The following is a 24,406-nucleotide window of genomic DNA, read 5'->3' on the forward strand; positions in this document are numbered from 1 at the left end:
GTTATACTTCTACAACTTCCAATTCTAATTCTTCTGCAGATAAAACAATGCCTGTGCTATCAGCATAAATAAAGTCGTCATCAAAAAATGATACGCCTGCAAAGTTAACGCCTATAGCATCTTCGCCAGCACCTTCGCTGTCGGCTGCAACAGGAATAGAAGCAATAGCTTGAATGCCTAAATCGAGTTCTTCAAGCTCATCAACATGGCGTACTGCGCCGTAAACAACAATCCCATTCCAGTTGTTTTCAAGTGCAAGTTCAGCCAATTCAATATCAATAAGTGCACGGCGAGTTGAGCCACCACCGTCAATAAGAAGTACTAAGCCTGTACCATCTTGAGAAAGTAATTCGCGGATCAGTTCATTATTTTCAAAACATTTAACCGTTTTAATGCGGCCACCAAAACTGTGTCGACCACCAAAGTTGATGAACATTGGCTCTAGCACATCAACCACATCAGCAAAGTGGTCGCATAAATCAGAAGTGCTGTAATCCATTATTTTATCCTCAAAAGATACATTAATTTATACCTCAGTATACCCTCCTTATAAGCAATAACAACGACTTAATCGCAGTAAATTTAGGCAAAACATGAGCTAGAACACTAATCGCAATAATAGTGTCTTAAAAGCGTCACTCAATTGTTATTTACAACACCTAAGCTAAATCGGTGTTCATATATTATGCAATGAGGGGTAAGTGATGGGTAACAATAATATGTTTAAAAGGGCAGCTCTGCTAGATGAGCAATTATTTTTAACTCTATTTAATTGCAACTCACCGAAGTGGTTTAAAACAATGGCGTTCGGGTTATCTAAAAGCGGTGATGGTGGGCTTTACATACTCGTGTGTTTAGCAGTGTGGTGGCTTAGTAATAATGAGCAGCATCAATTATTACCTGTAGCGATATTGATTGGTTTTGCTTTAGAAAGACCTATTTACTTATTAGCTAAAAACAGATTTGCCCGGATCCGCCCATGCGACTGTTTAGTAAAAAATGCCTATATAGTACCAAGTGATAAATTTAGTTTACCCTCTGGTCACAGCGCTGCAGCGTTTTTAGTTGCAATTATACTAAGTCATTTTTTTCCTGAGTATGTATGGCTACTACTTAGTTGGGCTGCTGGTGTGGCTATTTCTCGTGTGATATTAGGCGTACACTTTCCAGCTGATATCGTTATTGGTGCGATTATTGGCAGTTTTTGTGGTTTATTTGCGTTAGCACTCGTGGTACCTGTATGAAAATATTGTATGGAGTGCAGGGCACCGGTAATGGTCATATAACGCGAGCTAGGGTTATGGCTAGCTGCTTTAATAAACTCGGTATTGATGTTGATTATGTGTTTTCAGGACGAGCAAATAAAGATTATTTTGATATGCACGAATTCTCAGATTATAAAGCGTATAGGGGCTTATCGTTTAGTACTGAAAATGGTCAAATAAAAAATTTAAAAACACTTAAAAACATGCGAATTTGTAAGCTGGTGAGAGATATAAAATCGCTTGACATAAAGCAGTACGATTTTGTACTTAATGACTTTGAGCCCGTTACAGCGTGGGCTGCAAAAAGAGCTGATATACCTGTTGTTGGCATTAGTCATCAAGCCGCATTTTTGTCAGATAACGTACCTATGTTTGGTCGAGGGATATTCAGAAAATCGCTAATTAAACATTATGCACCAGCGTCTACTTACCTAGGCGTGCACTGGCAACCTTTTGCAAATAATATAATCCCGCCGTTTATTGCTCATCATAACCATGAAAACCCTGTCGCGGTGATGAACAAGGTATTGGTATATTTACCTTTTGAAAACTTAGATAGCATTGTTGATTACTTAAAAGACTTTCCCGAAAAAGAATTTTATTGCTATCACCCAAATGCCCGCAATGAATCTTTTGGACATATACATTTACGCTCCCCATCGCGTTTGAGTTTTTTAAACGACTTAGCAAACACGAGTGGAGTTATTGGTAATGCTGGGTTTGAGCTTGCCAGCGAAGCGCTTAAGTTAGGTAAAAAGTTACTATTAAAGCCTTTAAACGGACAATTTGAACAGACTGCAAATGCGCAAACATTGTTTGCTATGGGTATGGCGCATGTAATGAACTATTTAAACCCGCAAGCTCTTGATGATTGGAATGGCGCACCACAAAATAAGCAAATAAATTACCCAAGCGATCCCGCGCCTTTAATTGACTGGTTGGTAAAAAAACAATGGAATAATACACAATCGTTACATAAAGGTTTATGGGACAGCGTGGGTTTAGAGTGATAAACATAAAAAAGCGAGGAATAACAAAGAATAATAAAAAGTTAAATTAATGAGTCGCTTCGTATCTATCAGCTATAATAAATATGCATATTAAAAAAAGGCGTTAGCGATGAATTTTTTACAAAACTTAACAATCAAACGACGTTTACAATTAAACGCAGTCGTTGTTGGTTTAGCAATGGTGGTCCTTTTATGCGTAATAATTTATGAAGCGAGAACAACGCTAAGCTTGAATAAAACAATTCAGCTTGCTGAAGAGCTTAATATTCATGAATTAGAACTGCGTAAACATGAAAAAAACTTTCTTTTTTATAAACAAAAAGAAGCATTAGACTTATTTGAACAAGATTATAATCAGCTTAAAAGTAAAATTGCTAAGCTGAACTTAATTATGCAAGAGCAGGGTATCGAAACCCAAAAAATAAGCAATCTAGAGAGTTTAATAAGTGCTTATAACAATGATTTTATGAGTGTTGTTGTGCTACAAAAACGCATAGGGTTACATCCTAAGGATGGATTGTATGGCGAACTAAGAAGTGCAGTTCATGAGATTGAAAGTTTGATCAAAGAGCAAGGTGATTACAAGCTCTTATCTTCAATATTACAGTTAAGACGAGCTGAAAAAGATTTTATGCTACGTCTTGACCTTAAGTATTTAACTCGATTTGATGAAGGGGTTAATACTTTAAAGCAGCAAATCTCTCAGGCTCAATTTGATAGTGGGTATACTGCTGAATTAAATGGCTTTCTAAACTCCTACCAAACTCAATTTCAAGCATTGGTAGAGGCACAGGTTGAATTGGGGCTAGATTTAAATTCAGGTGCACTCGGAGAAATGCGTAAAAGTGTTGAACAAAGTGATGCAATCGTTGCGCAGATCCTATTAAGCACTAAGCAACAGGTAGAACAAAGCGTTGAACAGGCACAGTTTTTAGCTATTCTTATTTTTGTGACTGCTGGCATTATTGTTTTAGTGTTGGTTTATTTCACGAGTCGCTCGATTATTGTGCCTATAGAACGGGTCTATCACACTATTAATGATATTCGTCGTAATAACGATTTGAGCGTAATGATAGAGCAAACAGGTAAAGACGAAATTACCACTATGACGGTCGACTTTAATAGCTTAATAGGCGATTTTAAGAACTTGATTAACGAAGTTAATGGTGCTTTAAATACGCTTAATGTGGCAACCGAACATTTATCAGAAAGTACTGCAGCAACAAGCTCTGGTATGCAAGAGCAATTACATGAAGCTGATATGGTTGCAACTGCAGCTACTGAAATGCAGGCGACGATTCAAGATATTTCACATAATACTGAAGCGGCCGCAAAAAAAGCCGAATCAACAAACCTAAGTGCTCAACAAGGGCGTAGTGAAGTAGATTCTACCGTTAAGCACATCAGGGCTCTATCTGATTCGTTAGGGAATGCATCAAATGTAGTATCTCAACTTGAAAAAGATGGCGAAACAATTGGTTCAGTGCTTGATGTAATCCGGGGTATTGCAGATCAAACAAATTTACTCGCACTTAATGCGGCAATCGAAGCAGCTCGTGCTGGTGAGTATGGTCGTGGATTTGCTGTTGTTGCAGATGAGGTTCGTTCATTAGCAAAACGCACTCAAGAGTCTACAAGTGAGATTGAGAGTATTATAAGTACTTTACAGCAGCGTACTCAAGAAGTGGTAAGTATTATGCACAAATGTCGTTCTCAAGGCGATGAAAGTGCCTCGCAAGCAATTAAAGCCGGTGAGTTATTAGGCGCAATTACTGAAGATGTGCAAACAATAATGGAAATGAGCTCTCAAATAGCGGTTGCTATTGACGAGCAAAGCCAAGTGGCATCAGAGGTTAATAAAAATGTAGTCAGAATTCGCGACATTGCGCAAGATGCAACTGAACATGCTGCTAAAAACGCCCAAACTAGCGAAGAAGTATCTGAGCAAGCTAAAGTGTTATTTAGCGCTATTGATAAGTTCAAAGTATAACCAACTTGAACCCTGGATAGTAAATATCTTAACCAGGGTTTAGGTTAACTAATCTAAAATACCCACCTAAATTACCTATAAGGTTTAAGGAATAAACTTTATTGGTACACTGTTTTTGTTTTGTTCGTGCTCGGCTACGCGTGCCAAATATTCATTGCTCAATGTTTGTTGCTGCGCTTGTAGTTTTTCAAAATAACTCCAGCTGAATAACCCACTGTTATGACCATCATCGAAATCTAACCGCAGTGCATAATGCCCAACAGGTACTATATTTTTTATACCTACGGATTGCTTATTTAAAACCAGTTTCATAGGGCCAGAGCCATGACCTTGCACTTCAGCTGAGGGGGAGTGAACGCGTAAGAATTCACAGCTAAAGACTGCTTGGCTATCATCATCAAAATAAACATCTAGGTTTTTACTTACACTGTGATAATGCACTTTTATTACGTGTTTCATTTTATATATCCCATTAAAAAGCCCCCAATCTGGAGGCTTTTAGTATAACGTTTATATTCGTTTTATAGAATGAAGCGGCTTAAGTCTTCATCTTCAACAAGTGCACCTAGATGTTTTTCAACGTAAGCGGCGTCAATGACAAGTGATGAACCTGCTTTTTCAGAAGCATCGTATGAAATTTCTTCCATCAATCTTTCCATCACAGTATGCAAGCGACGAGCACCGATGTTTTCGGTTTTTTCGTTAACTTGCCACGCTGCTTTAGCAATGCGCTCAATTGCATCATCACTAAACTCAATCGTTACTTGCTCAGTTTTAAGGAGCTCTCGTTGTTGCTCAGTAAGCGATGCATGCGGCTCTGTAAGGATACGCTTAAAGTCATCGGCAGTAAGTGCTTCAAGTTCTACTCGAATCGGTAAGCGACCTTGTAGCTCAGGTATCATGTCTGATGGTTTAGACATTTGGAACGCACCTGAGGCAATAAATAACATATGGTCAGTTTTAACCATGCCGTGCTTAGTGTTTACCGTTGAGCCTTCAATTAGAGGTAGTAAATCGCGTTGAACACCTTCTCGGCTAACATCTGGGCCTGAAGAATCACCACGCTTACAAATTTTGTCTATTTCATCTATAAACACAATACCGTTTTGCTCTACTGCAAAAATAGCTTGTTCTTTTAGCTCTTCAGGGTTTACTAATTTAGCGGCTTCTTCTTCTGTTAATAGTTTGAAGGCTTCTTTAATTTTTAACTTACGTTTAGTACGTTTATCGCCGCCCATGTTTTGAAACATGCTTTGTAACTGGTTGGTCATATCTTCCATACCAGGAGGCGCCATAATTTCTACGTTTGATTGAGCTTGCGCTAATTCAATCTCGATTTCTTTATCATCTAGCTGACCTTCACGTAATTTTTTGCGAAATGTTTGGCGAGTAGATGAAGTATCGTCGCGTTGGCTTTCGCCATATTGGTCTTTAACAGGAGGTAAAAGTGCATCTAAGATACGCTCTTCTGCTGCTTCTTCGGCGCGATGTTTAAACTTTTTAGTTTGCTGTTCGCGAGTCATTTTAATTGAAACATCAACGAGGTCACGTATGATCGTATCTACTTCTTTACCAACATAACCAACTTCAGTGAATTTAGTCGCTTCTACTTTAATGAATGGTGCGTTAGCAAGTTTTGCTAAACGGCGGGCAATTTCTGTTTTACCTACACCTGTCGGACCAATCATTAATATATTTTTTGGTGTTACTTCGCTGCGTAAATCTTCATTTAATTGCATGCGGCGCCAGCGGTTACGAAGTGCAATAGCAACCGCTTTTTTAGCTTTAGCCTGACCTATAATGTGCTGATCTAGCTCGTGAACAATTTCTCTTGGGGTCATATCAGACATAATAGTTCCTATTATAATTCTTCGATTGTTTGGAAGTTATTAGTAAATACGCAGATGTTGCCTGCAATAGTTAAGCTTTTCTCTACTATTTCACGAGCGCTTAAATCTGTATTTTCTAAAAGGGCAGTTGCAGCTGATTGCGCAAAGTTACCACCACTACCAATTGCAATTAAATCGTTTTCTGGCTGAACTACATCGCCATTACCGGTAATAATTAAAGAGGCTGTTTCGTCTGCTACGGCGAGCAGCGCTTCGAGTTTTCGAAGTGCACGGTCACTTCGCCAATCTTTAGCCATTTCTACTGCGGCTTTAGTTAGGTTACCTTGGTGCATTTCTAATTTGCTTTCAAAACGTTCGAAAAGAGTGAAGGCATCAGCAGTACCGCCGGCAAAACCAGCGATTACTTTGCCATTATAAAGACGTCGAACTTTGCGGGCGTTGCCCTTCATTACGGTGTTACCAAGTGAAACTTGGCCATCGCCGCCAATTACAACTTTGTCGCCGCGGCGAACACTTACGATAGTAGTCATGTTATTCCTCATCATCGAGCTGCAGAGGCAACTCGTAAAAAACGATTATGATGAGGTTATATGGGTGAATGGTTTATTTTCAAGTCCAGCCCCAAATTCCGCAGCCGACTATTTTTACACGTTTAAGTTTGTTTTTATCGCTTTCGGCTTGGCGTTTGGTTTTATAAGGACCTAAACGTACTTTATACCAAGTACCATTGCTGCCTTCAGCCTGTTTTATCTCAGAAATGAGCCCTGCAAATGCGATTTTAGCTTTTAACGATTCAGCTTGTGCATGAGTTCTGAACGAACCGCACTGCATAACATAAGGACCTTTTTGCTCAAGTTCTTTTACTTCAACTTGAATCTCGTGGTTTCTAATTTCTTTAATAAATTCCGGTGTGCGTGGAATAACAACTTCCACTTTTGCGGGCGCAGATGGGTTTGCTTGTTTTTCGACAAGTTTTGGATCGGCATTACTTTTAATAAACCATAGTGTGTAGGCAAAACCACCTACAAGTAAGATGGCTATAACGGCTAAAAGAATAGGAAATGGTTTTTTAGCGGGTGCATTTTTTTTACTGTTTCTGCCTGCCGGCTTTTTATTAATATAATCGTGCTGTGCCATGGTGTTATTTTGGCCTTAACCTAAATCATGTCTATAGGGTCTACGTCTAAGCTCCAGCGTACTTTTTGTGCAAGTTTACTGGTACTTAAATAATCAACCATTTGCGCAAGGTACTGATGTAATATGCGGCGATCTTGCGCTTGAATATGTAATTGAAAACGATACATACCTGCGACTCTTTCAAGTGGGGCAGGGATCGGACCGAGCAATTGTATACCAGATACCCCATTCACAGGAACCAAATCCGTCAAAAAATCGACGACTAGCTTAATGCTATGTCCTTGTGCACGCACAATGGCCATATTTGTAATGGGCGGTAAGTCAGCATCATCGCGCTCACTAAGAGCAAAGCGGGCAAAGTCTTGGTAGCCATTATTAACTAAGTCTTGTAAAAGAGGGTGTTCTGGGAAGTGTGTTTGTAATAACACTTGGCCAGGCTCTCCTGAACGCCCAGCACGCCCCGCTACTTGGGTGACTAATTGCGCTAAGTGTTCTGTCGCTCTAAAGTCGCATGAGTATAAGCCGCTATCTACATCTAAAATTATAACAAGGCTTACATCTGCAAAGTGATGGCCTTTGGCAAGCATTTGTGTTCCCACTAAAATGCGTGCGCCTCCTAGGTTGATTTCATCAAGTGCTTTTTCAAGGCTACCTTTACGACGAGTTGAATCGCGATCTATACGAGTAACAGGTGTATCAGGAAATTCGGTAGATAAAAACTCTTCAATTTGCTCTGTGCCTTTACCGTTAGGGAATATTTGTGTGCTCCCGCAATCAGGACATTGGTGAGGGACAGGGTACTGGTCGCCACAGTGATGACAGATCATTTGTCCAATCGCTTTATGAAATGTAGCGCTGGTACTACAGCGTTTACATTCGCTCAACCAACCGCACTCATGACAAATTAGGGTTGGCGAGAAACCTCGGCGATTTAAAAATACCATAACCTGTTTACCGCGATTTAAATGCTGGCGCATAGTAGCAAGGCTTGCGTGGGCAATACCCGCTTGGTCGGGTTGGCCTTTCATATCGAGTAACTTAAATTGGTTGTCGGTCGCTGTTTGTGCACGCTCAGTTAAGCTTAATAGCTGGTATTTGTTATTAATTGCCTTGTGAAGTGTTTCAAGAGCGGGTGTAGCGCTGCCTAATATAAGCGGGATTTTATGCTGAAAAGCTCTGTAAGCAGCTAAATCACGGGCATGGTAACGAAGGGTATCTTGTTGTTTAAATGACGAGTCGTGCTCTTCATCAACAACAATCATACCTAGTTTTAAAAATGGCAGAAAAATACTCGAACGCGTCCCAATAACTATCGCACAACTGCCTTTTTCGCAAAAGCGCCATGTTTGTAAGCGTTCGTTATCGGTAAGTGCTGAGTGCCAAAGCATAATGGGTGTATCAGGAAAGCGGCGACGAAAACGGTTTACAGTTTGTGGCGTTAAACCTATTTCTGGCACTAATACTAATGCTTGCTCACCACGTTTTAATACTTCTTCTAGGCACTGTAAATACACTTCTGTTTTACCACTGCCAGTGACGCCTTCTAATAAAAAGCTGCTAAATCCAGTACTTTGATTTATTGCTGTACAGGCAACCGCTTGTTCTTTATTAAGTATAGGTTTGCTACCGACAGTTGGTACAACGCTTTGCCATTGGTTATCGTGTTCAATAGTTTGCGTAATAAGCTCTTTATCTATTAGGCTATCTATTGTTTTTTTACTAAAGCCCAGTGCCTTTAACTCAGTTAACGATGACTTACCTGATTGCGATAACTGTTTTAATAAGTTGAGCTGTGTTTTAGCTTTTAATGACGGTACTTTTGCGCCTTTTTCAGTTAAAGCAACCATATTAATACTGGTTTTATCAGGTGATTCACCTTGGCGAAGTACAGCGGGTAGCGCTATATGAATAGTTTCGCCTAAAGGATAGCAATAATAGCGCGCGGTAAAGCTAAGGAGATCTAGGTGCTGAGTACTTAAAATAGGGGCGTCGTCTATTACCTCTATAATATTCTTAATTTTATCTAAAGGGACGTCGGTACTGCTTTTAATACCCAGAACAACAGCCACTTTTTTTTGGTTACCAAAAGGTACCAAAACGCGCATACCGGGTAGTAAAGGCGTTGAGAGGCCGCTGAGCTGTTCTTCTATTTTATAATCAAAGGTGCGTGGGAGCGGGACTTTAATAGCAACTTCAACAAAACTCATAACAACTCAACCCGTAAAATTAATGCTGTAATGTACTAAAATTACCGTAAAAAACCTACTAGCAATAGTGCTTGAGGAAGAGATTGTTCACTTTTTTGGCTAAAACATAAATAAATACTTGTGTAGGGGAACGTTGTTGGATAAAATCCGCCACCAACAAATTTGTTTTAACGACGTATGGTGCCAGACTTCGGGTTTGGAGAGCGATGCGGCCTTAACTAGAGGTTCCTATGAAAGAAGGTATTCACCCTAAGTACGAAGTAATTTCTGCAACATGTTCATGCGGAAACAAATTCGAAACTAGCTCAACTCTTTGTAAAGACATTCACTTAGACGTATGTTCTGCGTGTCACCCGTTTTACACTGGTAAGCAAAAGATTTTAGACACTGGCGGCCGTGTTGATCGCTTCAACAAGCGCTTCGGTGCACTTAGCAGCAAGAAGTAATTATTGCTGTTTAGTTAAAAAAAGCACCTTAGGGTGCTTTTTTTGTGCCTAAAATTTGCCATTTATTACCTCATTTAGCTAACTTTGGATATATCCCTCTTTGCATAACTATTTCCTATTCTTATTCTGAGTATGCATAAACCTTTACAGACAAATCGATAGATATTCTCTATATTTTAAATAGTACAATTTTTAACTAGGTTGATAAAAGTAGCTAACGTGGGCTTATCTGTTTTTAAAGTAGAGTAGTAGGCTGTTATTTAAGTTTATGGTGATACTTTATACATACATTTTTTTAATATTTCACTAGGCATAAAAGCACCTTAAAACTTACTTTTTAGGTGAATTTTTATTTATTAAATGTTTATATAATCCTGCAAAGTTACTGAAAAACCTCTTAAAATTAAAGGATATAGCATATAACAGGATAGACCTGATATTGCTTGGAATTTAAAAATAATAAGGGTATCGTACCCCAAGACTCCACCTCTCACTTTAACTTAAATTGCAGGATACCATCGCGTTATGTCTGACTTTCGTGAACAAGCACTACATTATCACTCACACCCCGTACCTGGTAAAATTAGCATTGAGCTAACAAAGCCTGCTGAAACAGTTCAAGACTTAGCCCTAGCTTATAGCCCTGGCGTTGCCGAACCTGTACGTGAAATTGCTGCAGATCCTGCAAATGCATATAAATATACCGGTAAAGGTAATATGGTTGCGGTTATCACTAATGGTACTGCAATTCTCGGACTTGGTAATTTAGGCCCTTTAGCGTCTAAACCTGTAATGGAAGGTAAAGCGTTATTGTTCAAACGTTTCGCTGGCCTTGATTCAATTGATATTGAAGTTAAGCACCGTACGACAGAAGACTTTATTAATACGGTTGCCAATATTGCCGATACATTCGGTGGTATTAACCTTGAAGATATTAAAGCACCAGAGTGTTTTGAAATTGAAAAAGCATTAATAGAGCGTTGTAGCATTCCTGTTTTTCATGATGATCAACACGGAACTGCGATTGTAACGGCTGCGGGCATGTTAAATGCGTTAGAAGTACAAGGTAAGTCAATTGAAGATGCAATTATTGTATGTTTAGGGGCTGGCGCTGCCGCTGTTGCGTGTATGGAGCTGTTGATTAAGTGCGGAGCACTGCGCGAACACATTTATATGCTTGACCGCAAAGGTGTTATTCATACCCGCCGCGATGATTTAAATGAATATAAACAGCTTTTTGCTAACAATACAGATAAGCGTACATTGCAAGATGTAATTGCAGATGCTGATGTGTTTGTAGGTGTTTCTGGCCCTAACTTATTAGCGGCTGAAGATTTAAAGCTAATGGCTGAAAAACCAGTTGTGTTTGCATGTTCAAACCCAGATCCTGAGATTGATCCTGCACTTGCGCACGGCGCACGTAACGATTTAATTATGGCAACAGGGCGCTCTGATTACCCTAATCAGGTTAACAATGTTTTATGTTTCCCGTTTATTTTCCGTGGTGCGCTTGATGTGCGTGCAAGCGCTATTAACGATGAAATGAAAATTGCTGCAGTTGAGGCTATCCGTAGTATTGCTAAAGAGCCTGTACCTGCAGAAGTTTTAAAAGCAGCAGGCGTAGATAAATTAGAGTTTGGTGCACAGTATATTATTCCAAAACCAATGGACCCTCGTTTACTGCCGCGTATAGCAAGAGCTGTTGCCCTAGCTGCTGTTGAGTCAGGTGTTGCGCAAATTGATTTGCCAGAAAATTATATGCAGTAAATCTATACAGTAGAGCTATGCAATAAAATTTAGACATAAAAAAACCTCAGTAATTACTGAGGTTTTTTTGTCTTTGTAATATTTATTCTTCGTTTAAAACGGGTACTTCTAGACCCATTTCTTGCATTATTTTTTTAACTTCTTCTGGCACTTTTTCGGCGTTATCTTTACGTAAGTCATCGTCATTTGGTAAAGGTTGGCCAGTAAAAGCATGCAAAAATGCCTCACATAGCAATTCACTATTTGTAGCATGGCGAAGGTTATTGATTTGACGACGTGTACGTTCGTCAGTTAATACCTTTAATACATTTAGCGGGATCGAAACGGTGATCTTTTTAACTTGCTCTGATTTTTTACCGTGTTCTGCGTATGGGTGAATATACTCACCATTCCATTTAGCCATAAGATGTATCGTTGCCTCAGATTATTAATTTCTCACACGGTATAAAAAGCGTGTAAATATGCGTGAAATTCTATCGATTTAAAAAAGATAGTCAAATAATAGATACCGATCTATCTTAATAAGCCTATTGTGAGTGTAAAGATAGGCACACTTTTGTGAGCTAAAATGTGTTATTCGCAGAGGCTCCTTCTACTTATAGCCATCTAGAGCTTTAAAATACTTTGACTTATCAAAACGGATAACTTACTCTTTTGGACGTCTAAACATCCAAATTAATCAGGTGACGAATATGAGCGAAAAAAACAAAGCAACCATTGCTGTACGTAACGGCGTTGATGCTGATAAACATCATGGTGCGGTGGTACCGCCAATTTATTTATCGACTACTTATTCGTTTGCCGACTTTGATACTAAGCGTGAGTATGATTATGGTCGTAGCGGTAATCCTAATCGTGATATTTTAGCTGAGACGCTTGCTAAGCTTGAAGGTGGCGCTCGTGGCATAATTACAGCTACAGGCATGGCTGCCGTGCATTTAGCTACTCAGCTACTTAATAGTGACGATACGTTAGTAATTCCACATGATTGTTATGGTGGCAGCTATCGTTTATTTACATCTTTACAAAAACGCGGACTACTAAAGCTCGAAATATTAGATTTAACAAAAGAAGAAAGCCTTCAACAAATTTTAGTAATTAAACCTAAGCTTATTTGGATAGAAACCCCAAGTAACCCAGTACTTCGTTTAACAGATATTAAAGCGGTTACTGATGTGGCTAAGCAATGCGGGGCTTTGGTTGCAGCAGATAACACGTTTTTGTCGCCTGCTTTACAAAACCCTATTAAGTTTGGTGTAGATATTGTGGTGCATTCAACCACTAAATATATTAACGGACACTCAGATGTAGTAGGCGGCGCTGTTATTGCCGCAACACAAGAGTTAGGCGATGAGCTTGCTTGGTGGGCTAATAACATTGGTATTACGGGGGCGCCTTTTGATAGCTATTTAACGCTTCGTGGTTTACGTACTTTAAATGTGCGCCTAAGACAGCATCAAGAAAATGCACTGGCAATAGCTAAGTATCTTGAAAACTCTGAATATGTAAGCCAAGTTTACTACCCAGGTCTTGAGTCACATCCTCAACATGAACTTGCTAAAGCACAGCAACTTGGCTTTGGTGGCATGGTTAGTTTTGATATTAAAGGCGATATAAACGACGCAGCGGCATTTTTAACTAGCCTTAAAACCTTTAGTTTAGCTGAGTCACTAGGTGGCGTAGAGAGCTTAATTTGTCACCCTGCAACTATGACGCACGCAGGTATGGACGCAACAGCACGTTTAGAAGCGGGTGTGGGCGATACGCTTATTCGTATTTCGGTAGGTATTGAAGATATATACGATTTAGTTGCTGATTTTGAGCGAGTGTTTGAACTTGTAAAACCAGGACAAAATAAAAATGTTGGCCGTGTAGGCAAAGGTGCAGGCACTTCTGGTGGTAACGTTAAATTAAGTGCAGCCCGTCCGGCGCTTTGGTAAGCAATACCAATCCGCAATAATACCTAATCAATTTGAGGGATTAAAGCTGGCGCTAACTTCGTTAAAAATTTCTGATATACGACTGCATGGATGCAGGAGGTAGAGCAATGCAGGAGCAGTTGCCGAGAACAACTAAACTCAAAATAGACTACTTAATTAAGCGAATTGGTATAAATATGGTTAATTGTATACATAAATTTGGTGGCTCGAGTTTAAGCTCAAGTGAGCGATACCAAAGCGTTGCCAAAATAATAATTACACATACTCAACCGGGTGACTGTGTGGTGGTATCGGCTGCGGGTAAGACAACCGATACGCTAGTATTACTTTGGCAAAGCTATCAAAAGCAAGACAATCAAGCGGTAGCTGATATTTTACTACAGTTAAATAATCACCAAAGAGACTTAATAGAGCAGCTATTAGAAGCTGATTTAAAACGAAGTGCACTTAAAACACTAAATACCGAACTTACTGATATTGCAGAACTTGCTCAAGCTGAGCAGCTAAAAGAGGCTGCGTTACTTGCACATGGCGAATTGTGGTCAGCACGCTTACTCGCCATTTATTTACAGCAGCTAAATATTGAGGCATGTGCTCAAGATGCCCGCACTCTTTTTACCTTGAATGATGGTGAATTAATGCATGCGCAAAATGCGCAGAAATGTGGGCAGTTAATTTTTCCTAATAAAATAAATGTTGTTACTGGGTTTATAGCCGCAGATATCAATGGTGAGACTGTAACGCTTGGCCGAAATGGTAGTGACTACAGCGCAACACTACTAGCAAATTACTGTAATGCTAAGCAGGTATGTATTTGGACTGATACGCAAGGAGTGTTTAGTACTGATCCACGTAAAGTGCAAAAAGCGATTAAATACGGCAAAATTTGCCGTGGACAAGCTAATTTATTGGCTCGTTTAGGTAATCCTGTATTACATGCAAAAACACTATCGCCACTTAAAAACACAGATATTAAGCTAGCTGTTCGCAGTAGTTTTGATGTGCAAGCAAGTCCAACAGATATAGTAAAAGAAGGTTCAGCGAAGAAAAAACGTTTTATAACCACGTTGCAAAATGTTGACCTATTAATGGTTGAAGGGTTAAGTGAAGGAGAGGTTGCAAGTGTTAGTCAGCTTATTCAGCATAGCCTTCATCACTTTAACCATAATGGTGAAGTGTATCTGGTAGTGCCAGCAGCACAAACTTATCTGGTTATTAATTACTTTGCGGGTAGAGCAAATATTAGCGAGTCAAATTTAAATGGCTGCGCAATTGTAGCGCCTGAGCAAGACGTTAATACATCATGCCTACAAGCGTTAGACTTATTAAAACTCCACAGCATAAAACCTCGTTTTGTCCATCAAGATACTGGCTATACTTTATTGCTTACCGATCAATTTATAGATAGTGATATACAAAGTGCCTTACACGATAAGCTAATTAATAAAGGCCAAGAAATCGCAATTATAGTTGCGGGGCTTGGTAACGTTGGCGACGTTTTTATTAAACAGTTATCGGCACAATTTGAGCGCTTATCGGATGACTTTAGTATTAAATTAGTCGGTCTAATTCGCTCTAAAAAAATGCTGTTTAATGCAAGTGGTATTAATACGCAGCAATGGAAAACTCAATGGCAGCATGAGGCTAATAGCTATCAATCTGCAGATTTACTGAATGCTATAAATGAGCTCGATTACGAGCATAAAATTTTAATTGATATTACCGCAAGTGAACAATTTAGCTTGTTATATCCAGACTTTGTAGATAGAGACTGTCATTTAATTAGTGCTAATAAATACGCTGGAACAGCATCTACTACTTGGTATAAAGCACTTCGTAGTAATATTTTAGAACGTAATTTACATTGGCGATATAACACCAGTGTAGGCGCTGGCTTACCTATTAACTTTGCTTTGGCTGATTTGCAAAATAGTGGCGATAAAATAACACGTATAGAAGGTGTTTTCTCAGGCACGCTTTCGTGGTTATGCAGTAAATATGATGGAATTAGGCCATTTTCTGAGTTGGTACTAGAAGCTCAGAAAATGGGATTCACAGAGCCAGACCCTCGCGAAGATTTATCTGGGCGAGATATGCAGCGTAAACTACTTATTTTAGCTCGAGAGCTAGGTGTAGAGCTTGAACTTGACGATATTAGCTTATCGGCATTGATGCCTGATGAACTTGCGCTGGGAAGTTGGGATGACTTTTTAAATAAAAAAACACAGCTAGATGCATTCATTGAAGAGCATGCAGCTACAGCAAAAGCTAAAAATTCAGTACTTAGATACACGGGCTTGTTAGAAATCAAACAAGGTGAAGTAATCGCTAAAGTGGGAATAGCGTATGTGCCTAATGGCGATGCGTTAGCAAACCTTACTCCTGGTGATAATATTTTTGTCATTAATAGCAAATGGTATAGCGATAACGCATTAGTGATTCAGGGGCCAGGAGCGGGTAGGGAAGTGACCGCTGCGGGTGTGCACTCTGATTTATATTGGCTTGTTCAAAACTTAAAATAAACCTTTGGTTTAAATAAAAACGGCAGCTTAAATAAGCTGCCGTTTTTGTATTACGTACATATTATTAAAATAGCTCTTCTTCTGTTTTAGTGTCTTCTTCAAATATATCGTTAGGCTGAGATAGCACATACTTTGTAGGTGCGGTGCCTTTTTCAAAATATTCAAATCGACTCGTGTAGTCATTTCTATGGCTTAATAAACCAGTAGCTAAATCAATACGAATAGAAACAAGTCCCTCAGGCGGCTCAATTGGAGCTTCGGGCTTGCCTTCAAGTGCCGCTTTCATAAATTCAACCCATGCTGGCTGTGCGGTTTTAGCGCCCGATTCAGCACCTGATATTTGGCTGCTATCTAGGTTGTTGTTATATGTAGAGCGACCAAGAGCGTTGCCCGGATTATCAAAGCCAACCCAAACTGAGGTCATCACATTACTATTAAAACCGCTAAACCAGGTATCTATTGAGTCATTAGTTGTGCCTGTTTTACCCGAAATATCGCGACGGTCTAGTGCTTGTGCTCGCCAACCGGTTCCACTCCAACCTGTTTTATGAGCCCAGCTACCACCCCCCCAGATTGCACTATTCATAGCATCGGCAATTAAAAATGCATTCTGCTTAGAAATAATTCTCGGTGCACATTTTTTAGTTTGCTCCTCTTCACCATCACTATTATGAATTGAGAGTGCATTGAGTGTTGGCAAAGGCTCTTCGTCACAGGCAAGAGCAGGGTTTGCTTTAAACAATACATTGCCATAAGCATCTTGAATTTCTGAGATGAAGTAAGGTTCAATTAAGTGACCGCCATTGGCAAATGTACTCATGCCTCGGGCAAGTTCAAGGGGAGTAATGGAAGCACTGCCAAGGGCTAATGATTCACTGCGATTAATGTCAGCGTCTTTAAAGCCAAATTTTAGTAAGTGATCAGCTGTACGTTGTAATCCAACACCACGCAGTAAACGCACCGAAATAACGTTTTTAGACTGTGCTAAAGCACGGCGAATTCGAATAGGACCGTTGTAAACAGCGGGGCTATTTTTAGGACGCCATGCTACGCCTTGGCTTTTATCCCATTGGTTTATAGGTGCATCGTTTAATATAGACGCAAGCGTGTAGCCCTTTTCAAGTGCTGCTGAATATATAAAAGGTTTTATATTAGAACCCACTTGACGCTTAGCTTGTACCGCACGATTGTATTGGCTTTGCTCAAAGCTGTAACCCCCTACAATGGCTTTTATTCTACCGTCTTGTGGATCGAGTGAGACAATAGCGCTTGATGCTTCCGGTACTTGGCTTAATAAGAAGCTGCTATCTTCGTTTTGACGTACCCATATTTGCATACCTGGTGTTAAAATGTCGGTAGCCGCTTTTGGAGCAAAGCTTTGGCGGTAGCGAGTAATATACTTACGCGCCCATTTTAAATTATCCCAAGTGAGGGTTGTTTGTTCACCGTTTTTAAGTAATACAGTAGCTGTTTTATCATTAACACTAAGTACTGCTGCAACTTTTAAAGTGCCTAATTCATTTACGCTCTGTAATTTATTGAGTATTTGTTGCTCAGTTAAAGCTGGTTGTGTTTCAGGATTCCATAAAATATCAGTTGGACCTCTAAAACCATGACGCATATCGTAATTGTGTAAGTTATTTACAAGTGCGTTTTGCGCTGCTTTTTGAACCTTTGATTCTACTGAGGTAAAAATTTTAAAACCTGAGTTGTATGCTTTATCTACCCCATAGCGCGAAACCATTTCGGCACGCACCATTTCAGAGATATACGGTGCGTATAAGTTTATTTCTGCGCCGTGAAAATAAGCTGTAATAGGTTGGCTAGTTGCTTCGTTATATTGCTCTTGTGTTATATAGTCTTCGGTAAGTAAACGGCCTAAAACTACATTTCGGCGTGCTTTTGCACGCGTTGGGTTACGAATTGGGTTTAATGCAGAAGGTGCTTTAGGTAAACCTGCAATCATCGCCATTTGTGCAAGTGTTAAATCTTTTAGCTCTTTACCGTAATAAACTTGCGCTGCTGCACCAATACCGAAAGCACGATTACCTAATTCTATTTTATTAAGATAAAGCTCTAAAATTTCGTCTTTTGTTAATACATCTTCGATATGAAGCGCTATAAATATCTCTTTAACTTTGCGTATATATGCTTTTTCGCGTGTTAAAAAGAAATTACGAGCAAGCTGCATAGTAATAGTACTTGCACCTTGTTTTTTCTCGCCAGTAGATATAAGAACAACAGCCGAACGTACGATGCCAATAGGGTCTATGCCTATATGATCGTAAAATCGATTATCTTCTGTCGCTAGAAATGCATTAATGAGTGTTTGAGGAATTTCATCAATAGTCACTGGAATACGACGTTTTTCACCAAATTGATTGATTAAAAGCCCATCTTTAGTGAATACTTGCATAGGAGTTTGTAATTGCACGTCTTTTAAAACTTGCACACTGGGGATATCAGGTTTAACGTAGTAATAAAGACTGATCAAAGTAATCAGACCAATTAACACACAAATGATAAAAAATTGTAAAGTTCGTTTTAATAAAATCACTTATATTTCCCTAAATGGACTCCCAATTGCGAGTTTTGACTGCTAGTATATATTGATTAAAAAATGAATAATATTTTTTCATATAAAAATTATAACTTGTTTATTATTAAAACAAAGGCCAAGTTGAAACATGCTAAGTCAACTATTTCAAAAACCGTCCCAAATGATGGTAGGAATTGATATTGGATCGCACTCTATTAAGGCTGTGCTTTTACGTGAAATTGAAACTGGATTTCGACTTGAAGCACTTGCAATTGAGCCGATGCCAAAAGGCGCTATGAGTGAGCGTACAATCCAAGATATTGAAGCGATTGGTAACGTAATTACAAAATTAAGAAAAAAATTACCAAAGTCGTTAAAATTTGCGGCAGTGGCTGTTTCTGGCCAAACAGTCATCACAAAAGTGATCTTCATGGATGTATCGTTAACTGATGCTGAACTTGAGTCGCAAATTGAAATTGAAGCCGATAGTTTAATTCCATATCCTCTTGATGAAGTAAGCCTCGACTTTGAGAAGCTTTCGACGAATGAAGCCGATCCTAGTAAAATGAATGTTTTGCTTTCAGCTGCCCGTACTGAAAGTGTTGAAGCGCGTGTTGGCGCTTTAGAAGCAGCAAATTTAGAAGCTAAAATAGTTGATGTAGAAAGCTATGCATTAAGTCGTGCAATGGATGTGTATTACCAACAGTTACCTAGCGACGCATTTAATAAATGCGTGGCTGTGGTTGATATTGGTGCGGTTTTAATGCTTGTGAGCGTTGTTCAAGCTGGGGAAACAATTTATACACGTGACCAAGTTTTTGGTGGTGACCAATATACAAATAGTATCGTTGCTTATTATAATAAAGGATTTGATGAAGCTGAAATTGGTAAAACATCAGGTGATTTACCGCCAAACTACACCTTTGAAGTATTAGCCCCTTTTCAAACTTCGTTACTTCAACAAGTGCGACGTGCGGTGCAAATGTTTTTAACAACCAGTGGCAAAGAGCAAATCGATTATATTGTATTAACGGGTGGTACATCGATGATTAAAGGTATTGACCGATTACTCATTGAAGAACTAGGTATTCACTCTGTCGTTGCTGAGCCTTTTGAAAATATGGAAATTTCTCCAAAAGTAGATCGTAATGTAATGCAACGTCACAAAACGCAGTTTGCAATTGCGACAGGGTTGGCATTAAGGAGCTTTTCAACATGCCACATATAAATCTACTTCCTTGGCGTGAATCGCAGCGCGAAGAATCGAAAAAGAAATTTGTAACTATACTTATTGGTGTCGTTATACTTTGTTTTGCGAGTATGTACTTATTAAGCTCTTTTTATAGTTCATTAAAAGACGGTCAAAACTTAAAGAATAACTATTTAAGTTCAGAAATTAGCATGCTAGATAAAAAAATTAGTGAAATTAGAAGTTTAGATAAAAGAAAAGAAAACTTACAACAGCGTATGAGGCTCATTGAAGAATTACAAAGCAGCCGTAATTTGGGTACGCAAATAATGGATGAAGTTGCCAAAATAGTGCCGGGTGGGGTTTATTTAACAAAACTCGAGCGCCGAGGTAGCCAAATTCATGTATTGGGACGCAGTGAATCTAATAACCGTTTATCAACAATGCTGCGCCAAGTACAAAGCTCATATTTACTAGAGAATCCTTCAATGCAAGGCATTGTTGCAGGCGATCAATCTTCGCGTTTACTTAGTGATTTTAATATGGAATTTTATGTAAAACCATTTGATAAAATTGGTGAGGTTAGTGATGAGCCTTGATTTTAAAGCACTGAGTGAAATTGATTGGAATGAAATAGAGCTCGATAACATTGGCGATTGGCCTATTGCAGTTAAAGCAATTTGCTGTACGTTTGTTGCCGGACTTGTATTGTTTTTTAGTTATAGCCTATTAGTTTCTGATGAAATTGATAGTTACCACAGTGCAGTTGCGAAAGAGGTCGAGTTACGCACAACTTATCGTACTAAATACGCAGTAGCGAGTAAGCTTGAGATCTATCGTCAACAAATGATTGAAATGGAAGATAAGTTTTCACAATTATTAAAACGTTTACCTACCTCTAACGAAACCCCTGGTTTACTTGATGATTTGTCGTATGTTGGCACAACAAGTGGTCTGACTTTTTTAAAAATAGGTTGGTTACCAGAAGTCGAGAAAGAATTTTATACTGAATTACCGATTAAAATAGAAGTGATAGGAACCTACCATGAGTTTGGTGAGTTTGTGGGTAAAGTAGCTCAGTTACCACGAATTGTAAGCTTACATGACTTTTCTATTTTATCATCGGGCGATAAACAGTTAACATTTAGTGTTGTTGCAAAAACATATCGTTATGAAGAAGGAGTTAAAAAATGAAGCTCCTTCGCGTAGTACCTGTAGTAATGGTGTTTGTTTTGAGTGGTTGTAATGATGATACGTCTGAGCAAAAAGAATTTATTGACCAGGTAAAAGCAAGCACAACACCAAAGGTTGAATCAATTCCTGAGCTGACAAAGTTTGAAATATTTGAGTACAGTGCTGGTCAGCTACGTAGCCCGTTTGTAGCGCCTCAGCCTGAGATAATCCAAAATAAATTAACACAAGTAAAAAACTGTTTGCACCCTGATCAAGAGCGTCGCCGCGAACCGTTAGAAAAATACCCGCTAGATAACTTAGCAATGAAAGGCACAATTGGTTCTAGTGGACAAATATGGGCATTAATAACAGCAGCTGATGCTACTTTGCATCGTGTAACGGTAGGGAATTACCTTGGTAGTTATGATGGCAAAGTAAAAACAGTAAGTAACGACTATATAGAGTTAGTGGAATTAATCCCTGATGGGTCTGGCTGTTGGAAAGAGCGCTTGACTAAATTAGAAATGTTAGAGGCGGCAACAGATGGCGCAAATTAATAATAAAAAAGGTAAAAATAGCATGCATAAGGATGTACTTTGGCTTCATCGTATTTCACGAACATTACTGGCTGCTGTTGCTTTAGTCACTGTAAATTCAGCCGTTGCAGGGCCGTTACTTTATGATGTTCGTTATAATCCATTACTTAAAGGCGAAACTGAGTTACAGCTTGTTTTTGATGAAGAGTTAACGCTTGAGCCAAAAGTTCAGGTGTTTAATAGCCCAGCCCGAATCGAAATGTTTTTTGATACCGCAGAGTTAGAGGTTGGTTTAAATGATGTTGAAGTTAATCAAGCTGGAATTAGCAGTGTTACTAATGTTTTAACTAACAGTGGTTTAAAAGTAACGGTAAACTTAGATCGATTAAAAATTTATGAAACTGAAGTTCATAACAACTTAGTATCAATACGCGTGTCTGATAATCCTCTTACAGAATCTGAAAATGAAGATGTAGCGATGGACTCAGGTGACGTAAGTGGAAATTACATTAACCGTATCCAATCAATTGATTTTAGACGTGGTGAAAAGGGCGAAGCGAAAGTACTCGTATTTTTACAAGACACTCAAGCTGCAATTGAAGTTCATGAGAGTGGCGGGAAAATTTACGCAGACTTTCATCACACCGATATTTTAGATGACCTACTTTATGAATTAGATGTATTAGATTTTGGTACTGTCGTAAGTAATATCGAGACTTTTAAAGAAGACGGATTAAGTCGTGTCGTTATTGAGCCAAACGCTCAGTTTACATTTACGTACCAGCAAATAGATAATATTTTAACGCTGACGGTAGAAAAAGATGAAACGCAAAACGCCTATTTAGATGGTGGCGTTGAGTATCAAGGTCGTCCTATGACCTTAAATTTTCAAGATATCTCTGTGCGAGCAGCACTACAAATTATTGCGGGTTATAACGATTTTAACTTAGTAACCAGTGATTCAGTGACCGGTAATATAACACTGCGCTTAGATGGCGTACCGTGGGATCAAGCGCTTGACGTAGTACTGCGTATTAAAGGGCTAGATAAACGCATGGATGGCTCTATTTTAATGGTAGCGCCTGCAGAGGAGCTTGCAGCACGTGAAGCTAAAGATTTAAAAGCTAAACAGCAAGTTGAAGACTTAGAACCACTCTATAGTGAATACATTCGATTAAACTACGCTAAAGCCGAAAATTTTGCTGACTTATTAAAAACAGATAGGAACAGTATTATAACTGCCCGCGGTAGTGTGTCGGTTGATCAGCGTACAAATACTTTATTGGTAAAAGATACTGTAAAGAGTATAGAAAACATTCGCCGGATGATAGAAACACTCGATATTCCAGTACAGCAGGTTGTAATCGAATCTCGGATGGTAACTGTGCGCGATAACGTTACTGAGGACTTAGGTGTACGATGGGGCTTTAGTGACCAAGGTAGTAGTGTTGGTATTTCAGGCTCCCTTGAAGGCGCTGAAGGTATTTATAACGCAACATCAACTACAAATGCGCCAAGCATTTCAGATCGATTAAATGTAAATTTACCTATCACTAACCCTGCGGCCAGCATTGGTTTGCATATAGCAAAATTGGCTAACGGTACGTTAATTGATTTAGAGCTAAGTGCGCTTGAAGAAGAAAATAAAGGCGAAATTATTGCTAGCCCGCGTATCATAGCGGCTAATCAGCAAAAAGCACGAATAGAGCAAGGTACTGAAATTCCTTACACTGAGTCAGCTTCAAGTGGTGCTACTACCGTAAGCTTTAAAAAAGCGGTACTAAGCTTAGAAGTAACACCTCATATCACACCTGATAATAAAGTAATTCTAGACTTAATTATTACTCAAGACACGCGTGGCGATACCGTACAAACGGGAACAGGTGAAGCAGTGTCTATTGATACCCAAGAGATTCAAACACAAGTGTTAGTTGAGAATGGACAAACCGTAGTACTCGGTGGTATTTTCCAGCAGCAGATCATTAATACTACGAGTAAAGTGCCAATTTTAGGTGACATTCCTTACGTAGGAAGACTGTTTAAAACCACGAGTGAGTTTAATGAAAAGCGTGAATTACTTATTTTTGTGACACCAAAAATACAAATTGATTAAAATACAGTGGTTTTATGTTAACCAACGGGTGATTATTTAGATTAATTGCTCGTTATATGGCTTTTTATGCTAATTGACTTGAAATACCCCCGCAATTACTGAGATAATCCCCTCCTTAATTTTGGGGCCAGGTCGTTAGGCGGGGTTTTATTTCAAATTTTAGAGTTTGTTTGTACTAAAAGATATGGCTGAGAAACGTAATATATTTCTAGTTGGCCCCATGGGGGCTGGCAAAAGCACGATTGGTCGTCACATCGCTGACCAATTACACCTTGAATTTGTTGATTCTGATCAAGAAATCGAACGCCGCACAGGTGCAGATATTGCATGGGTATTCGATCTTGAAGGTGAAGAAGGCTTTAGACTTCGAGAAGAGTCTGTTATTGGCGATTTAACCGAGATGCAAGGTATTGTACTTGCTACAGGTGGTGGTTCAGTAATGAGCAAAGAAGTCCGAAACAAGCTTTCGGCTCGAGGTATCGTTGTATACCTAGAGACACCTATAGAGAAGCAAGTTGCACGCACGCAACGCGACAAGCGTCGCCCATTACTGCAAACTGAAGAAGCACCTCGTAACGTACTAGAGCGCTTAGCAGAAGAACGCGAGCCACTATACAAAGAAGTTGCTGATTTTGTTGTACGTACCGATGAGCAAAGCGCTAAAGTTGTTGCTAACCAAATCATCGAGAAATTAGATTTTTAAAAACCAATAATAAAGGAAT

Annotated in this window: 21 protein-coding genes; 13 read left to right on the top strand and 8 right to left on the bottom strand. The window is 39.2% G+C overall.

Translation table 11 applies throughout. The annotated features are described in order from the left end of the window. Nucleotide 1 precedes the first annotated feature (1 nt). On the bottom strand, nt 2-499 hold the full coding sequence (gene rraA / locus I6E80_RS00250) for a ribonuclease E activity regulator RraA (protein ID WP_008169908.1): 498 nt from the start codon (nt 497-499) through the stop codon (nt 2-4). A 205-nt stretch (nt 500-704) separates the two neighbouring features. Between rraA and I6E80_RS00255 the strand changes: the two genes are divergently transcribed. The 3 genes from I6E80_RS00255 to I6E80_RS00265 all read left to right on the top strand — a co-directional run bounded on the left by I6E80_RS00255 (nt 705) and on the right by I6E80_RS00265 (nt 4,265). Then, nucleotides 705-1,244, top strand: coding sequence for a phosphatase PAP2 family protein (locus I6E80_RS00255; protein WP_076925362.1), 540 nt, complete (start codon nt 705-707; stop codon nt 1,242-1,244). Further along, on the top strand, nt 1,241-2,275 hold the full coding sequence (locus I6E80_RS00260; RefSeq protein WP_197184501.1) for an MJ1255/VC2487 family glycosyltransferase: 1,035 nt from the start codon (nt 1,241-1,243) through the stop codon (nt 2,273-2,275). The genes I6E80_RS00255 and I6E80_RS00260 overlap by 4 nt, the downstream gene beginning before the upstream one ends. 109 nt (nt 2,276-2,384) lie before the next feature. Next, complete coding sequence (locus I6E80_RS00265; RefSeq protein WP_197184502.1) at nt 2,385-4,265, top strand: methyl-accepting chemotaxis protein; 1,881 nt, start codon at nt 2,385-2,387, stop codon at nt 4,263-4,265. A gap of 84 nt (nt 4,266-4,349) precedes the next feature. On the opposite strand, the gene I6E80_RS00270 is transcribed toward I6E80_RS00265, so the two are convergent. The 5 genes from I6E80_RS00270 to priA all read right to left on the bottom strand — a co-directional run bounded on the left by I6E80_RS00270 (nt 4,350) and on the right by priA (nt 9,459). Further along, nucleotides 4,350-4,724: a gamma-butyrobetaine hydroxylase-like domain-containing protein gene (locus tag I6E80_RS00270; protein ID WP_197184503.1), complete on the bottom strand. Its 375-nt coding sequence runs from the start codon at nt 4,722-4,724 to the stop codon at nt 4,350-4,352. 62 nt (nt 4,725-4,786) lie between these two features. Then, on the bottom strand, nt 4,787-6,115 hold the full coding sequence (gene hslU / locus I6E80_RS00275) for an HslU--HslV peptidase ATPase subunit (RefSeq protein ID WP_024600428.1): 1,329 nt from the start codon (nt 6,113-6,115) through the stop codon (nt 4,787-4,789). Nucleotides 6,116-6,126: 11 nt separating this feature from the next. Continuing rightward, nucleotides 6,127-6,645, bottom strand: coding sequence for an ATP-dependent protease subunit HslV (hslV, locus tag I6E80_RS00280; RefSeq protein ID WP_002958366.1), 519 nt, complete (start codon nt 6,643-6,645; stop codon nt 6,127-6,129). Between the two features lie 79 nt (nt 6,646-6,724). Next, the gene (locus I6E80_RS00285) at nt 6,725-7,252 is read right to left on the bottom strand and encodes an SPOR domain-containing protein (protein ID WP_024600429.1); all 528 of its coding nucleotides are present in this window, start codon (nt 7,250-7,252) and stop codon (nt 6,725-6,727) included. A 20-nt stretch (nt 7,253-7,272) separates the two neighbouring features. Further along, the gene (gene priA / locus I6E80_RS00290) at nt 7,273-9,459 is read right to left on the bottom strand and encodes a primosomal protein N' (protein ID WP_076925366.1); all 2,187 of its coding nucleotides are present in this window, start codon (nt 9,457-9,459) and stop codon (nt 7,273-7,275) included. 230 nt (nt 9,460-9,689) lie between these two features. On the opposite strand from priA, the gene rpmE reads away from it, so the two are divergent. Further along, complete coding sequence (gene rpmE, locus I6E80_RS00295; RefSeq protein WP_002958369.1) at nt 9,690-9,905, top strand: 50S ribosomal protein L31; 216 nt, start codon at nt 9,690-9,692, stop codon at nt 9,903-9,905. Nucleotides 9,906-10,430: 525 nt separating this feature from the next. Then, entirely contained in the window at nt 10,431-11,672 is a 1,242-nt protein-coding gene (locus I6E80_RS00300; RefSeq protein ID WP_076925368.1) for a malic enzyme-like NAD(P)-binding protein, read from the top strand. Between the two features lie 82 nt (nt 11,673-11,754). Here I6E80_RS00300 and metJ read toward each other — a convergent pair whose 3' ends face one another. Beyond that, nucleotides 11,755-12,075 carry a met regulon transcriptional regulator MetJ gene (gene metJ / locus I6E80_RS00305; RefSeq protein WP_007586263.1) on the bottom strand — a complete coding sequence of 107 codons (321 nt, stop codon included), beginning with the start codon at nt 12,073-12,075 and terminating at the stop codon, nt 11,755-11,757. Nucleotides 12,076-12,364: 289 nt separating this feature from the next. Here metJ and metB point away from each other — a divergent pair, with 289 nt between their 5' ends. Both metB and metL read left to right on the top strand, forming a co-directional pair. Further along, complete coding sequence (metB, locus tag I6E80_RS00310) at nt 12,365-13,612, top strand: cystathionine gamma-synthase (protein WP_024598077.1); 1,248 nt, start codon at nt 12,365-12,367, stop codon at nt 13,610-13,612. 176 nt (nt 13,613-13,788) lie between these two features. Beyond that, nucleotides 13,789-16,134: a bifunctional aspartate kinase/homoserine dehydrogenase II gene (metL, locus tag I6E80_RS00315; RefSeq protein ID WP_197184713.1), complete on the top strand. Its 2,346-nt coding sequence runs from the start codon at nt 13,789-13,791 to the stop codon at nt 16,132-16,134. Between the two features lie 64 nt (nt 16,135-16,198). On the opposite strand, the gene I6E80_RS00320 is transcribed toward metL, so the two are convergent. Then, nucleotides 16,199-18,691: a penicillin-binding protein 1A gene (locus I6E80_RS00320; RefSeq protein WP_197184504.1), complete on the bottom strand. Its 2,493-nt coding sequence runs from the start codon at nt 18,689-18,691 to the stop codon at nt 16,199-16,201. 130 nt (nt 18,692-18,821) lie between these two features. Here I6E80_RS00320 and I6E80_RS00325 point away from each other — a divergent pair, with 130 nt between their 5' ends. The 6 genes from I6E80_RS00325 (at nt 18,822) to aroK (ending at nt 24,387) form a co-directional block, all read left to right on the top strand. Further along, a complete protein-coding gene (locus I6E80_RS00325) occupies nt 18,822-19,901 on the top strand; it encodes a pilus assembly protein PilM (protein WP_024598074.1) in 1,080 nt (359 codons plus the stop codon). Further along, the gene (locus I6E80_RS00330; protein WP_024598073.1) at nt 19,889-20,461 is read left to right on the top strand and encodes a PilN domain-containing protein; all 573 of its coding nucleotides are present in this window, start codon (nt 19,889-19,891) and stop codon (nt 20,459-20,461) included. The genes I6E80_RS00325 and I6E80_RS00330 overlap by 13 nt, the downstream gene beginning before the upstream one ends. After that, on the top strand, nt 20,451-21,056 hold the full coding sequence (locus I6E80_RS00335; protein ID WP_007586270.1) for a type 4a pilus biogenesis protein PilO: 606 nt from the start codon (nt 20,451-20,453) through the stop codon (nt 21,054-21,056). Before I6E80_RS00330 ends, I6E80_RS00335 begins: the two co-directional genes overlap by 11 nt. Beyond that, nucleotides 21,053-21,592 carry a pilus assembly protein PilP gene (locus tag I6E80_RS00340; RefSeq protein WP_007586272.1) on the top strand — a complete coding sequence of 180 codons (540 nt, stop codon included), beginning with the start codon at nt 21,053-21,055 and terminating at the stop codon, nt 21,590-21,592. The genes I6E80_RS00335 and I6E80_RS00340 overlap by 4 nt, the downstream gene beginning before the upstream one ends. After that, complete coding sequence (locus I6E80_RS00345; protein ID WP_197184505.1) at nt 21,579-23,684, top strand: type IV pilus secretin PilQ; 2,106 nt, start codon at nt 21,579-21,581, stop codon at nt 23,682-23,684. Before I6E80_RS00340 ends, I6E80_RS00345 begins: the two co-directional genes overlap by 14 nt. A gap of 184 nt (nt 23,685-23,868) precedes the next feature. Next, nucleotides 23,869-24,387, top strand: coding sequence for a shikimate kinase AroK (aroK, locus tag I6E80_RS00350; protein WP_004589350.1), 519 nt, complete (start codon nt 23,869-23,871; stop codon nt 24,385-24,387). Nucleotides 24,388-24,406 lie beyond the last annotated feature (19 nt).

It is taken from the genome of Pseudoalteromonas sp. NSLLW218 (assembly GCF_015864775.1).
In the GTDB taxonomy this organism is placed as follows: domain Bacteria; phylum Pseudomonadota; class Gammaproteobacteria; order Enterobacterales; family Alteromonadaceae; genus Pseudoalteromonas.